The following is a 13,851-nucleotide window of genomic DNA, read 5'->3' as shown; positions in this document are numbered from 1 at the left end:
AGAAGCGCGGGCGTTTGTGGTGGCGTTCCGTGAAGACGCCCTGTTCATGCGGGTTTCCAAGGGGCGGACGTGTGCCGGTTTAGCGCGCTTCAAGAGCGGCGGCCGTTTGCCGATAATCCCGCGCGCTCGCTTCATTAGCCTGTTTTTAAAGCCGCTAAGTCGCCAAGTGTTTAGACCAGCCGCTCTAAAAATCCTTTTCCCGTCAAAGGTCATGCCAGCGCGGCCCGGGCGCGCTCAGGCGTCTGAAAGGGAAAGCTGGCACACTCACTCGCCAACGCGGTCCGAGGCTGGCGAATCAACGCACACAGCCGCCTCAAACGCGCATGTTCAATCGAGCTAAAGGAGCAACGACATGACCATTTCCACCACTTCCCGCTGGATCGACATTCCCGCCGATGGCGGCAGCTTCCAGGGCTATCTCGCCCTGCCAAAGACGGGCACCGGACCCGCTGTGATCATCCTGCAGGAAATCTTCGGCGTGAACGCGCATATTCGCAGCGTCGCCGATCAATATGCGGCAGATGGCTACGTGGCGCTCGCACCGGACGTTTTCTGGCGCACGCAACCACGCGTGGAGTTGGGTTACGACGGCGCGGATCGCGAAAAGGCGATGGAGCTGCTGCAAAAGACCAATCTCGATGCAGCCGTCGGCGACGTCGGCGCGGCCGCCCAGGCATTGCGCGCGTTGCCCGAAGTGACGGGCAAGGTGGCGGCCATCGGCTTCTGCTTCGGCGGACGCCTCGCTTATCTGGCGGCGGCGCAAGAGTCGGTCGATCTCGCCGTGGCCTATTACGGTGGCGGCATTCAGAATCAGCTCGATCAGGCCGACAAAATCAAATCACCGATTCAATTCCATTACGGCGAACTAGACGCGCATATTCCTTCCGATGCAGTCGCCAGCGTGCGCGACCGTTTTGCGGGCCGTTCGGATTCGGAACTCAATCTTTATCAGGGCGCCGATCATGGCTTCAATTGCGGTGATCGCGCTTCATATAACGCGAAGGCATCGGCGCTGGCGCACGGCCGGACCTTGACGTTCCTCGGCGAATATCTGGTCTGAATATATTTCGTTCGACGGCGCGTAATGTTCGCGCCTGAAAAGACAAAACCCGGCTTGACGGCATTAAAGCCGTACCGGGTTTTGATCAGCGGCGGACGTGCTGATTAAAGCGCATCCGCCCGCCGCGCCTAAACCAGCGCCGGCAGTCCTTCCACGAGCAGGAACGCAACCAGCACGCCCAAGAGCGCGCCGAATACGCGCAAGGCGTTGTTCTTGAAATGCGTTGCGCAGGGAATGGCGCCGAGGAACAAGGCGCCAGCGAGCGCCATCGGGATAATTAGAATGAAATCGCCGATTGTGAAGTAAGTCGTCATGGTGCGTCTCCCTTCTTCCAGCTTCAAGCTCTTGTCGCGGCGCGCTCGAGATAATTCGTCGCGTCGACGCTTCGAGTATAGGCCGGTCGAATCGCCGTGTCGGCCTATATTCGTGCGCCTGAAAACTATTGCATTGCACCAAGCTAATTGAAACAAGGCTTTGCGAACGGAATTATTAAGTAGACGCGGAAAAACCCTTACTTCCCTCATATTTCAACGGGCTTTCAAAATCGCCTCAGCGGAATAATGACGATTAAGCACTCCGCTCGCGCACATTCAGATAAACCGCGCCCGCCATTCCGACCAGCAGCAAAGCGCCGATCAGCGAAGCCACGCCAAGCCATCCGAACGCCGTCCAGAAATGGCCGCCGTACGAGCCGATCAAGCTCGATCCAAGGTAATAAGCAAGCAGATAGAGCGCCGCCGCTTGTCCTTTTGCCTGCGCGGCGAGTCGTCCGACCCAGCCGCTCGCCACTGAATGCCCGGCAAAGAAGCCGAACGTCAGGCAGGCAATTCCGCCGATGATCACCGGCAAGGAACCCGAAAGCGTCATCGCGATGCCGAGCATCATCAAAAGCAAACTCGCGATCAGCACGCGCCCGCGCCCGAATACATCCGCGAGTTTGCCCGACCACGGCGATGCGACCACGCCGGTGAGATAAACCGTGAAAATCGCGCCGATTTGCGTCTGATTGAGCGAGAACGGCGCGCCGAGCAGCCGATAACCCACGTAGTTGTAGAGCGTGACGAAACTGCCCATCAGCACGAAGCCGATGAGAAACAGAAACGGCAATCCGCCGTGGCGCAAATGTCCGGCAAGCGAGCGTCGATGATGGTGGAACCCAACGCCGCGTCGCGGCTTGAAGCGCCGCGATGGCGGCAGCAACGAACGGAATGCCAGCGTCGCGACAAGCCCGAGCAGCCCGATTCCTCCAATCGCAATACGCCAGCCGAACAGATCGGCGAGGATGCCGCTGATCACGCGACCCGCCATGCCGCCTATCGCGGTGCCGCCGACGTAGAGCCCCATCGCAAGGCCCAGGCCTTCGGGGTGCACCTCTTCCGCGAGATATGCCATTGCCACCGCCGGCACACCGCCGAGCGCGAAGCCTTCCAGCGCGCGCACGATCAATAGAGCGTGCCAGTTCGGCAGCGCGGCGACGATCATGGTGAGAACGGACGATGCGAGCAGCGACATCGTCATCAAGCGGTGGCGGCTCCAACTCTCCGAAACGAATCCGGCGATGAAAATCGCCACTGCCAGCGCCGCCGTGCTCACCGAGACCGAAAGCGCACTCACCGCCGGGCTTACGCCGAACGCCTTGGTGAACTCCGGCAGCAGCGGCTGCACGCAATAGAGCAGCGAGAACGTGGCATAGCCCGCGAACAACAAGGCCAGCGCCGCGCGCCAGTAAGCGCGCGAGCCGCGCTCGAGATAGGGAATGGAATCAGCTTCAGTTTCGGTGCGCTGCGGCGCCGGCGATGCATTCACAACCAGGGTCTCCGTGTCGACCAGAGAGGATTATTCTGATCTGGTTCAAAGTTGTCGGCCCACGTTCGGCGGCCCAAAACCGCTAAAGATACGCCGATCCTTAGGGTTTTGCCCGATACAGAAATCGGTCACATGTGCCGCAGGACACAACTTAATGCCGAAAAACGTCATCCAATGGCAACAAATGATATCGGCAGGCATCGCGCTCACGCGCCGCGATGCGCTAAAGTAAGGACACAATCGTTCATGGAAGCCGTGTGTGCTGCGCGTCGCGCAACAATGACGCGGCAGGTTGTCTAGTGCACGAGCCGTGAAAAGCCTGTGCTTGGTGAAAATATTTGACCGGCGTTTTATCCTCAGCCGGCACGGAAACGGGGATTCATCATGCAAATCGGTTCGATTGTCCGCTCCGTCCATATTGCCGTGCCTCAGGGCGCACGCGGCATCGTGATGCGAATTTTGGGCGACATGGCTATGGTCGCGTGGTACGCGGGCGAGCCCGGCGTCACTCAACTGCTCAACACGGAGCCGTTCTTTCTCGAAGATCTGATCGATACGGGCGAGATCGTGCGCCCAGCGAACACGGTCGTCCACTGAAGGAACGCTGACCGGCGCGCGGCCGGCGAGCCAGTTGTCCGCGCGCGGGGCACAATGCCGGAATGAACTCAACTCATTCCGATACCCCCGGCGCGCCCGCGCCGAGCGAAGCCCCGCCTTTTGCCGGCCTCGCGCCCGAGCGTGTGCTCGACGCGCTCGACAGCGTGCTGATCCCCGCTGGCAAGCGCACTGACGGCCGCCTGCTGGCGCTCAACAGCTACGAAAACCGCGTCTATCAGGCGGGGCTCGAAGACGGGCCGCCGATCGTCGCGAAGTTTTATCGTCCCGGGCGATGGTCGGATGCCGCGATTCTCGAAGAGCACGCCTTCGTCGCCACGTTGACGGAGCGCGAGATTCCAGCGGTTCCGGCACTTTCGCTCGAAGGCGCGACGCTCCATGAATTCGAAGGCTTTCGCTTCTCCGTGTTCGAACGGCGCGGCGGCCGCGCGCCGGATCTCGACGGCCGCGACACGCTCGAATGGCTCGGGCGCTTCATCGGGCGCATTCATGCGGTGGGCGGCATCGAACCGTATCGCGAACGGCCCACACTCGATATCCAAACCTTTGGGTACGAGCCGCGCGAGTTTCTGCTCACGCATCGCTTCGTGCCCGACGATGTCCGCGAGGCCTACGAGCGCGTCGTGGACATGGCGCTCGAAGGCGTCGCGCAATGTTTCGAGCGCGCGGGCGGCGTGCGCCATCTGCGACTGCACGGCGATTGCCATCCGAGCAACGTGCTCTGGACCGATGCCGGTCCGCATTTCGTCGATTTCGACGACAGCCGCATGGGCCCGGCCGTTCAGGACCTCTGGCTGCTGCTGCCGGGCGACCGCGCGGAGGCATCGCGCGCGCTTGCCGATCTGCTCGCCGGATACGAAGACTTCTGCGATTTCGACTCGCGCGAGCTGCATCTGATCGAAGCGCTGCGCACCTTGCGGCTGATTCACTACGCGGCCTGGCTCGCGCGCCGCTGGAACGATCCCGCGTTCCCCGCCGCCTTCCCGTGGTTCAACACGCAGCGTTATTGGGAAGAACGCATCCTCGAATTGCGGGAGCAAGTCGGCGCGATGCAGGAAGGACCGCTCTGGCCGGTCTGAAATATTTCGTTAGAAATGATCGTGTTAGTTAGTCGAAAAACGTTGAGTTAGGTTTTTCGACATGTAATGATAACGATTCTCATCTGATTGCCTCTTCGTTGCCTCTCGCCGACGCCGCATTTGAACGCGTGTCTAGCCGACTACGGCGAGGCTTTGCCCGAACCAGACCCACTTCCGGAGAGACGCGTGAACGCGCCCGATACACTGAATCCGCAGCCATCCGCGACGAGCGGCGCTTCCTACCGGCCGCATCGGCTTATTGACGATGCCGAGCAGTTCGTTCGCAAAAATCGGTCGCGCCGATCGGTTTTTCTCAAATGGCTGCGAAAGGTGCACGGCTGGATCGGCTTGTGGGGCGCGTTACTCGGCTTGCTGTTCGGCACGACCGGTTTCCTGTTGAATCACCGCGCGCCGCCGCTGCGTATCTCGACAGGCGAACCGCAGGTTACGCAGATGCAGATGCCTTTGCCCGCCGAGGGATTCAAGTCGCCGCGCGACATGGGGACGTGGCTCAAGAAGGAATTAAAGATCGACGGTCAGCTTGGCCGTACGCGTCGCGAGCCCGCGCATCCGGTCGGCTGGGGCGACAAGAGCACGATGCAGCCGGAGCAGTGGTCGGTGGCACTGGCCACACCAGGCGGCAACGTGCAGGCGGAATACTGGGTGGGCAATAACTTCGTGTCGGTGAAGCGCACCGAAAACACCTTCCTCGCAATGATGACGAACCTGCACAAGGGCGTGGGTCTGAGCGTGGGCTGGGTGCTGCTCATCGATACGTTCGCGGGCAGCATCATATTGCTGTCGCTGACTGGCGTGCTGTTGTGGACGGAGCTCAACAAGCGGCGCACGGCGGGTGTGGTGATCGTCACCGTCTCGCTGATCGCGGCAATTGTTTGTGGGTTGATGTAAGGCGCTCCCTAGCGCGCTTGGCGCGTGGCGAAGCGGTTTGGATGCGCGGTGTCGCCGTTTTGCCGCGTTGTTCCGCTTTTCCCCTATGGCCGGCCTCGCCATGCCGGCGCGAACCACGCGCGCCGCTCTATGCCTTCCTCTTCCGCGGATTATGCCGCGTGAGCCAAAGATACAAACCGCTTCCCAGCACGACGATGGTCAGCAAATCGAACGCTGCCCAGAAAATCTTGAGCGGCATCCCGCCGAAATCGCCGAAATGCAATGGCTGCGAGCCAAGCAGCACTTTCAGATACCACGGCAATTCGCGTGAATCGGTGAGCGCGCCGGTCGATGCATCCACGAGAACCGGCCGCAGGATTCGCGTCGTGAGAATGCCGTCACCGCGCATCCACACGGCATAGTGATGCGGACTGCTGAAGCGCGTCCCCGGAAACGCCACGAACGACGGAATCATGCCGGGTGCGACGCCCTGCGCGGTCTTCACGACATCGTCGACGGTTGCGCGCACCGTCACCGGCGGCTGGCCATGATAAGGCGCGAGCATCTGCGCGAGCTGATCGTTACGCCAGGCATCGAGCATGAGATCGGCGAGCGTGTTGATGGAACCGGTCGCGCCGACCAATAGCGCCCACGCGAAGGTCAACATGCCGATGGCGTTATGCCAGTCGAGCCAGACGATGCGCCGCTTCTTCGCAAGCCGCACGCGCCCGAGCCCCACCTTGCGCCAGAACGGCAAATACACGACGACACCCGAGACAATCGCCGCGAGAAACATCACGCCTATCGCGCCGAGGAACAGTTTGCCGAACAGTCCGGCGAACATATCGACGTGCAGTTTCAGCAGCACGAACTTGAGCGATCCCTTTCCCGGCGGCATGCCGAGCGGCCTCGCGGTGCGTGCATCGACGGTGGTGCTTAGCGTGTCGTCGGGCGGTGTATCGGCGCGAGGCGCGGTGACGATGACAGGCAAAAGCGGTTCGTCCGGCTCCCAAATCATGTACTGCGCAACGTGGCCGGAATGCTCCCTCAGCGCGGCGTGCAAGACCGCGTCGTAACTCGCGCGCGCATTCGCCTGCGATGCGGGCAGCGCACGCGCTTCGATGGCATCGCCCGTCAGCAGGTCGAGTTGGTGACCGAAGACGAGCGGCAGGCCCGTCAGACAGAGCAGCAACATGAACGCGGTGCAGATGAGACTCGTCCAGCGATGCACCACGGACCACCCGCGTAACGCACGGTGGCTCATGTGACGCTGCCCGGTTTTGGCGGACGCGGGTTGTGGCGGCGCATCCGCTTGCGCGATTGCGCGGCGGGCATCGCCGGTCAAGGGTTTGCCGGGCATTCGGTGCGGATTGGAAATAGTTCGATGGCCTGTCCGCGCAGGCTTGGCGCATCAAAATAGGCCGCGCGGATGAGAACGACGATTATAGGCCGCACGCAATGCGGGCCTGAGCTTGCGAATTCGGGGTCGCCAAACTCAAACGCCACACACCTCGCCACTTCCCGCGACTTCCCGCGCGGCCTTTGCGCCTTCCACCTTCAGCAACTCCGGCAAGGACACGCCGTTCTTCGCCGCCGTGACTTCCGCGAGAATCGACACCGCGATCTCGGGCGGCGTGCGGCTGCCGATATAAATGCCCACCGGCCCGTGCAGTCGCGCGAGTTCGGCTTCGTTGAGATCGAACTCCTTCAGGCGCTCGCGCCGCGCGGCGTTGTTGCGCCGCGATCCCAGCGCGCCGACATAGAAGGCAGGCGTTTTCAGCGCTTCCATCAGCGCGAGATCGTCGAGCTTCGGATCGTGCGTCAGCGCGATGACCGCGCAGCGTTCGTCGAGTTTCATGTCCATCACGGTATCGTCGGGCATGGTCCGCACGATGGTCGTGCCCGGCACGTTCCACTCGTCCGTGTATTCCACGCGCGGATCGCAGACGGTGACCTGATAATCCAGCCCCACCGCGATGCTGCACAGATAGCGCGACAACTGCCCCGCGCCGATCACCAGCATGCGATAGCGCGGCCCGTGGATGGTGAGCAGCGTGGCGTCGTCGAAGAGCACGCCATCGGTAGCTTGCGCCGGTTCGAGACGCGCGCGGCCGGTCGCCATGTCGAGCGTGCGCGCGATGAGCCGCCCGCTTTCCACCGCCGCGCACAGTTCCGCGATGCCGCTGTCCTTCGTCAACGGCTCCAGCACGAGCTGAATCGTGCCGCCGCACGGCAAGCCGAAGCGATGCGCTTCTTCCGCGCTGATGCCGTACTTCACCGCTTCCGGCTTCGTCTGCTCGATACCGCGTTGCCGCACGCGCTCGATCAGATCGTCTTCAATACACCCGCCCGACACCGATCCGACCACGTGGCCGTCGGCGCGCACGGCGAGCATGGCGCCTTCCGGGCGCGGCGACGAGCCCCACGTCTTCACCACCGTGACGAGCAATGCGCGATGACCTTCTTCGAGCCATCGCGCGCTGTTTTTCAAGACTTCGAGATCCACGCTGTCCATGATTTCTTTCCCTGTTCCTGCCCTGCGTCGCCGCCGTTTTCAGCGTCCGCCGATTCATTCGCCGGTCCACTTGCGCCCTGCAATTGCGCGCTGAAGCGCTTGAAGAACTCGCCCGCGATTTTGCGCGCCGCGCCATCCACGAGCCGCGAGCCGATCTGCGCCAGCTTGCCACCCACCTGCGCATTCGCGCTGTAAGTGAGCCTGGTGGTGTCGGCGGTCTCGCCCGGTTCCAGGTTGACCGTCGCGCTGCCCTTGCTGAAACCAGCCGCGCCGCCCTGCCCTTCGAACACGATGGTGTACGTCTTCGGCGCGTCGATATTCGTCAATTCCATGCGGCCCTTGAAGCGCGCCTTGACCGGGCCGACCGCCGCCGTCATCGCGACCGCATACGCATTCTCGCCTTCCGCGTCGATGCTGTCGCAGCCGGGGATACAAAGTTTCAGAATCTCCGTGTCGTTGAGCGCTTCCCACGCCCGCGCCTGGGGCACCGGCAAGACATGCGTTTCGGACAGTTCCATTTTTCATCTCCCTGATACTCACGGGACGCGACGCGCGCCTGAATCGTGCCGGCCGTGCGCCGCCGCCAGTTCCCGTCCGACAGCGGTGAGACTGTCGAGATTGTGGGCCGCGAGCATCGCATCGACGTGCGGCAGGATCGCGCGCACGCCTCGGGCGCGCGGCGTGAAATCGGCGAATCTAAGAAGCGGATTGAGCCACACCAGCCGATGCGCGAAACGATGCAGCCGCGCAATTTCGGTTTCGAGCACGTCGATGGCCTCGTGATCCAGGCCGTCGGTGACGAGAAGAACGGTCGCGCGACCTGCAAGCACGCGGCGCGCCCAGCGTCGATTGAACTCGGCGAGCGCCCCGCCAATGCGCGTTCCGCCCGACCAGTCGGCGACCTGAAGCCCGAGCGCGGCAATCGCGACGTCCGGATCGCGCTCACGCAACGCGCGCGTGGCGTTGGTCAGACGCGTGCCGAACAGAAACACCTGCAAGCGCTCGCGCGATTGCAAAAGCGCGTGGCAGAAGTACAGCACGGCGCGCGAATATGCGCTCATCGAGCCGGATATGTCGAGCAACAAGACGAGCGGCGGCCGGCGTTCCACGACGGCGCGGTACTTCCACACGGTCCAGTCGCCGCCTGAACGAACCGCGTGACGCGCGCTCGCCTTCAGGTCGGCATGCGTGCCGCGCGAAGCCGCCTTGAGCCTGCGCGTCGGTTCGCTAGCAAGCGGCAGCCGATGCGCGCGAATCTGATGCCGCAGCGTGCGCCACTCGTCGGCGCTCAGGGTATCGAAATCGCGCTGGCTCAGGCGTTCCCGCGCGCTGAACGAGAGGCGCGCGTGCGCTTCCTCGGTCGCGCCTTCCCGCTTCGTTTCAGCCGATGACACCGCGCGCGTGGCGAGCGCATCGGCGAGACGGTTGTTGCGTTTGGGCGGCGGCATGCCGTTCGTCACTTTCGGCAGCAACAGCATGCGCAGCTTGCCTTCCCAGTCGGGATCGCGCCAAAAGAGATCGAAGGCCGCGTCGAAGATGCCGCGCTCGTCGCTCGCGTGAACCAGCAGACACGCGAGCGTCGCGTGCACGTCGTCGCGACGGCGCAGATCGATGAAGCGCAGCGCGTCGATGGCATCGACGGCATGCGCGGGCGACATGCCGAGGCCCGCGCCGCGCAGCAGCCTGACGAAGTGCACGACGTTGCGCGCGATGGTTTCCATCGCTATGACCGCGCAGCCGAAAGACATTGCGCGAGCGTGTCGGCGTCCATGCGCGCGAGGTCGTCCTGATACTTCAGCAGCACGCCGAGCGTGTCGCGCACCGACTGCGGGTCCAGTTCCGACACCGACAACGCCGCGAGCGCGCGGCACCAGTCGATGGTTTCCGCGACGCCCGGCGCCTTGAACAGATCCAGCGTGCGCAACTCGTGCACGAAGCCGACCGCTCGCGCCTGCAAGTCGCGGCTCGCTTCCGGCGCGCGGGCCGCGACGATCTCGAGCTCGACATCGCGCGCGGGATAGCCGATCCACTGATAAAGACAGCGGCGCTTGAGCGCATCGTGTACTTCGCGCGTGCGGTTCGAGGTCATCACGACGAGAGGCGGATGCGTGGCGCGCACCGTGCCGTACTCGGGAATCGACACCTGAAAGTCCGACAGCAGTTCGAGCAGGAACGCTTCGAACGGCTCGTCGGCGCGATCGATTTCATCGATGAGCAACACGCGCCGCGCGTTCGCGTTCGAAGGATCGGGCAGCAGCGCCTGAAGCAACGGACGCTTCAACAGAAACTCGCCGCGATACAGCGAATCGTTCGAGGGTGTTTCACCCGATGCTTCCGCGAGCCGCAGCGCCATGATCTGACGCGGATAGTCCCATTCGTAGAGCGCGCTCGCCGTATCGAGACCTTCGTAGCATTGCAGGCGCAAGAGCGTCGTGCCGCACAGACCCGCCGCCGCTTTCGCGAGTTCGGTCTTGCCGACGCCCGGCTCGCCTTCGAGAAAGAGCGGCCGCTGCATTTTCAGCGCGAGAAAAAGCGCCGTCGCGAGCTCGCGGTTCGCGAAGTATTGATGCTCGCGCAGTCGCGCGAGCGTGTCGTCGATGGAATCCAGCTCGTTCGGCATCATGGGAAGGCGCGGCGGACTCGAAATCCGCCGCTTGGTTGCTGAATGACTTCGACGTGCTGCCTAGAACGAGTTGGCGCGTTCGATCGCCCGGCCCGCCAGCACCGGAATCAGATGCGCGCGATATTCCGCGCTCGCGTGCATGTCGTCGTTGAGTTCGCCGGGCAGGATCTTCACGCCTCGCGCCGCGCTGACGGAAAAGTCTTTCGACAACGCCGCCTCCAGCTCGGCCGCACGAAACACGGAAGACGCCGCGCCCGTCACGCCAACGCGCACGCCGTCTTCATGCTTTGCAACGAACACGCCGACGAGCGCGAAGTGCGAAGCAGGGTTGCGAAACTTTTCGTATGCGGCGCGCTCGGCGAGCGGAAATTCCACCGCGACGATCAACTCGTCCGGCTCCAGCGCGGTCTGATACATGTCGATGAAAAACTCATCCGCGCCAATGCGCCTGCGATCCGTCACCACCGTCGCGTTCAGCGCAAGCACGGCGGCCGGATAGCACGCGGCGGGGTCGTCGTTGGCAAGCGAGCCGCCAATCGTGCCGCGCTCGCGCACCTGTCTGTCGCCGATTCGGCCAGCCAGATCGGCGAGACCGGGCAGCGCCTTTCGAACCTGTTCGTCCGATGCAACCTGCGCGTGGCACATGGCGCCGCCGATGATCAGCTTGCCGCCATCGAGCGCGATGCTTTTCATCGACGCGATGCGCGTTACATCCACGAGCGCCGATGGCTGCGCGAGCCGCAAGCGCATGGTCGGCAAGAGACTCTGGCCGCCCGCGAGGAATTTGGCATCGTTGTTGGCGGCAAGCGCGGCAACCGCAGCCTGAGTTTCGCCGGGACGTTGATAGTCGAATGCGTACATGTTCGTTCTCCCTTCAGGCGCGTTGGGCGGCGTGCATTGCGGACCACACGCGATGGGGCGTCGCGGGCATCTGCAAATCCTTCACGCCGAGCGGCGCGAGGGCATCGAGAATCGCGTTGATGACGGCGGGCGGCGAGCCGATTGCGCCCGCTTCGCCGCAGCCCTTCACGCCGAGCGGATTGTGCGAGCACGGCGTGCCCTTCGCGGTTTCGACGGTGAAGTTCGGCAAGTCGATGGCATGCGGCATCGCGTAATCCATATACGAGCCTGAGAGCAACTGGCCGGTGGTGTCGTCGTAGACGCAGCGCTCGAGCATCGCCTGGCCGATTCCCTGGCCGAGCCCGCCATGCACTTGCCCTTCGACGATCATCGGGTTGATCACGTTGCCGAAGTCATCGACCGCCGTGAACTTCTGAATACGCGTTTCACCCGTGTCCTGATCGACTTCCACTTCGCAGACATACGCGCCCGACGGATAAGTGAAGTTGGTCGGATCGTAGAACGCGTTTTCGTTCAGCCCCGGCTCCATGGTTTCCAGCGGGAAGTTGTGCGGCACGTAGGCGGCAAGCGAGACATCGACGAAACTCTTCGTGCGGTCCGTGCCCGCCACGCGGAACGTGCCGTTCTTGAACTCGATGTCCTCCACCGCTGCTTCGAGCAGATGCGCGGCAATCTTCTTGGCCTTCGCTTCCACCTTGTCGAGCGCCTTCATGATCGCCGAGCCGCCGACCGAAATGGAGCGCGAGCCATACGTGCCCATGCCGAACGGAATGCGGCCCGTGTCGCCGTGAATAATCTCGACGTTGTCGATATCCACGCCAAGCCGGTCCGCGACCACTTGCGCGAAGGTCGTCTCGTGCCCTTGTCCGTGACTGTGCGAGCCGGTGAAAACCGTGACCGAGCCGGTAGGATGCACGCGCACTTCGCCCGCCTCGAACAAGCCCGCCCGCGCGCCGAGCGCCCCCGCGACATTCGAAGGCGCGAGCCCGCACGCCTCGATATAGCACGAATAGCCGATGCCGCGTAGCTTGCCCGCTTTCTCCGATTCCGCCTTGCGCATGGCAAAGCCTTGCAGGTCCGCGAGTTCGAGCGCGCGGTTCAGACACGCGTCGTAATCGCCGACGTCGTAGGTCAGGCCGACCGGCGTCGCGTACGGAAACTCACGAATGAAGTTGCGGCGGCGCAGTTCGACCGGATCGATATTCAACTCGCGCGCCGCCGTTTCAACGAGCCGTTCGACGACATAGGTCGCTTCCGGACGGCCCGCGCCGCGATAGGCATCGACGGGAACGGTGTTGGTGAAGACCGCTTTGACTTCGGCGTAGATCGCGGGCGTGGTGTATTGGCCGGCGAGCAAGGTCGCGTAGAGCACGGTCGGAATCGACGAGGCGAACGTCGATAGATACGCGCCCATGTTCGCCGTCGTGTGCACGCGCATCGCGAGAAACTTGCCGTCGTTGTCGATGGCGAGTTCTGCTTTGGTGACGTGATCGCGGCCATGCGCGTCGGAGAGAAACGCTTCGGAGCGCTCGGCCGTCCACTTGATCGGACGCCCGACTTTCTTCGACGCCCACGTCAGCGCCACGTCTTCCGGGTACAGGAAAATCTTCGAGCCGAAGCCGCCGCCCACATCCGGCGCGATGATCCGCAGTTTCGATTCCGGCAGCGACAGTACGAACGCCGCCATCAGCAGCCGCTCGACGTGCGGGTTCTGATTCGCGACGTAGACCGTGTAGCTTTCGTCGTGCTTCGAATAGCTCGCGTTGACGGCGCGCGGTTCGATCGCGTTCGGCACGAGGCGCTGGTTCACGATATCGAGCGTCGTCACGTGCGCGGCCTGCGCGAAGGCGGCGTCGGTCTTGGCCTTGTCGCCGTGGCCCCAGTTGTAGCAGACGTTGTTCGGCACGCTGTCGTGCACTTGCGGCTGGCCGTCGCCGGCGGCGCTGCCGGTATCGACCGCGGCGGGCAGCACGTCGTAATCGACCTCGATGAGTTCGAGCGCGTCCTTCGCTTCCTTGATGGATTCGGCGACCACGAGCGCGACCTGATCGCCCACGTGCAGCACCTTTTCGTTCGCGATGACGGGATGCGGCGGCTCTTTCATCGGCGAGCCATCGGTGCTGTGGATCAGCCAGCCGCACGGCAAGCCACCGACATTTTCGCCGGCAAGATCCTTGCCCGTGAAAATGGCAATCACGCCCGGCGAAGCCTTGGCCGCTTCCATGTCGATACCGCGAATCTTCGCGTGCGCGTGAGGCGAGCGCAGGAACGCGGCGTAGCTTTGCTGTGGAAGGACGACATCGTCGGTGTACTGGCCGGCACCCGTCAGGAAGCGATAGTCTTCCTTGCGCTTGATGCCAGCGCCAATCAGTTTCTGTTGCTCAGGGGCATTCATCGCGGTCTC

The 13,851-nt window shown here is 63.2% G+C and carries 13 protein-coding genes; 4 read left to right on the top strand and 9 right to left on the bottom strand.

The features are described from left to right. Positions 1–358 precede the first annotated feature (358 nt). A complete protein-coding gene (locus NCR40_RS13775) occupies positions 359–1,060 on the top strand; it encodes a dienelactone hydrolase family protein (protein ID WP_250509727.1) in 702 nt (233 codons plus the stop codon). A 128-nt stretch (positions 1,061–1,188) separates the two neighbouring features. On the opposite strand, the gene NCR40_RS13770 is transcribed toward NCR40_RS13775, so the two are convergent. Continuing rightward, entirely contained in the window at positions 1,189–1,374 is a 186-nt protein-coding gene (locus tag NCR40_RS13770; RefSeq protein WP_244826686.1) for a hypothetical protein, read from the bottom strand. Between the two features lie 253 nt (positions 1,375–1,627). Beyond that, the gene (locus tag NCR40_RS13765) at positions 1,628–2,866 is read right to left on the bottom strand and encodes an MFS transporter (RefSeq protein WP_250509708.1); all 1,239 of its coding nucleotides are present in this window, start codon (positions 2,864–2,866) and stop codon (positions 1,628–1,630) included. 384 nt (positions 2,867–3,250) lie between these two features. Here NCR40_RS13765 and NCR40_RS13760 point away from each other — a divergent pair, with 384 nt between their 5' ends. From NCR40_RS13760 to NCR40_RS13750, 3 genes are all read left to right on the top strand, one after another. Then, positions 3,251–3,463, top strand: a complete 213-nt coding sequence (locus NCR40_RS13760; RefSeq protein ID WP_244826684.1) for a hypothetical protein — start codon at positions 3,251–3,253, stop codon at positions 3,461–3,463. A gap of 62 nt (positions 3,464–3,525) precedes the next feature. Further along, a complete protein-coding gene (locus NCR40_RS13755; protein ID WP_250509707.1) occupies positions 3,526–4,560 on the top strand; it encodes a serine/threonine protein kinase in 1,035 nt (344 codons plus the stop codon). Between the two features lie 186 nt (positions 4,561–4,746). Continuing rightward, on the top strand, positions 4,747–5,469 hold the full coding sequence (locus tag NCR40_RS13750; protein ID WP_250492874.1) for a PepSY-associated TM helix domain-containing protein: 723 nt from the start codon (positions 4,747–4,749) through the stop codon (positions 5,467–5,469). 127 nt (positions 5,470–5,596) lie between these two features. Here the strand turns inward: NCR40_RS13750 and NCR40_RS13745 are convergent, their stop codons facing one another. The 7 genes from NCR40_RS13745 to NCR40_RS13715 form a co-directional block, all read right to left on the bottom strand. Continuing rightward, on the bottom strand, positions 5,597–6,808 hold the full coding sequence (locus NCR40_RS13745) for a PepSY-associated TM helix domain-containing protein (protein ID WP_250509706.1): 1,212 nt from the start codon (positions 6,806–6,808) through the stop codon (positions 5,597–5,599). Between the two features lie 135 nt (positions 6,809–6,943). Beyond that, a complete protein-coding gene (locus NCR40_RS13740) occupies positions 6,944–7,963 on the bottom strand; it encodes an XdhC family protein (RefSeq protein ID WP_250509705.1) in 1,020 nt (339 codons plus the stop codon). Continuing rightward, positions 7,936–8,481 carry an SRPBCC family protein gene (locus tag NCR40_RS13735; protein ID WP_244826679.1) on the bottom strand — a complete coding sequence of 182 codons (546 nt, stop codon included), beginning with the start codon at positions 8,479–8,481 and terminating at the stop codon, positions 7,936–7,938. The genes NCR40_RS13740 and NCR40_RS13735 overlap by 28 nt, the downstream gene beginning before the upstream one ends. An 18-nt stretch (positions 8,482–8,499) precedes the next feature. Next, positions 8,500–9,711, bottom strand: a complete 1,212-nt coding sequence (locus NCR40_RS13730; RefSeq protein ID WP_244826678.1) for a vWA domain-containing protein — start codon at positions 9,709–9,711, stop codon at positions 8,500–8,502. After that, entirely contained in the window at positions 9,687–10,583 is an 897-nt protein-coding gene (locus NCR40_RS13725; protein ID WP_250509726.1) for an AAA family ATPase, read from the bottom strand. The genes NCR40_RS13730 and NCR40_RS13725 overlap by 25 nt, the downstream gene beginning before the upstream one ends. Positions 10,584–10,646: 63 nt before the next feature. Further along, the gene (locus NCR40_RS13720; RefSeq protein ID WP_250509704.1) at positions 10,647–11,447 is read right to left on the bottom strand and encodes an FAD binding domain-containing protein; all 801 of its coding nucleotides are present in this window, start codon (positions 11,445–11,447) and stop codon (positions 10,647–10,649) included. A gap of 13 nt (positions 11,448–11,460) precedes the next feature. After that, entirely contained in the window at positions 11,461–13,842 is a 2,382-nt protein-coding gene (locus NCR40_RS13715; protein WP_250509703.1) for a xanthine dehydrogenase family protein molybdopterin-binding subunit, read from the bottom strand. Positions 13,843–13,851: the final 9 nt, after the last annotated feature.

The sequence above is a fragment of the Caballeronia sp. GACF4 genome, assembly GCF_023631025.1.
Lineage (GTDB): Bacteria > Pseudomonadota > Gammaproteobacteria > Burkholderiales > Burkholderiaceae > Caballeronia.
Note: the sequence above shows the minus strand (reverse complement) of the source record. Positions and strands in the feature narration are given on the sequence as shown.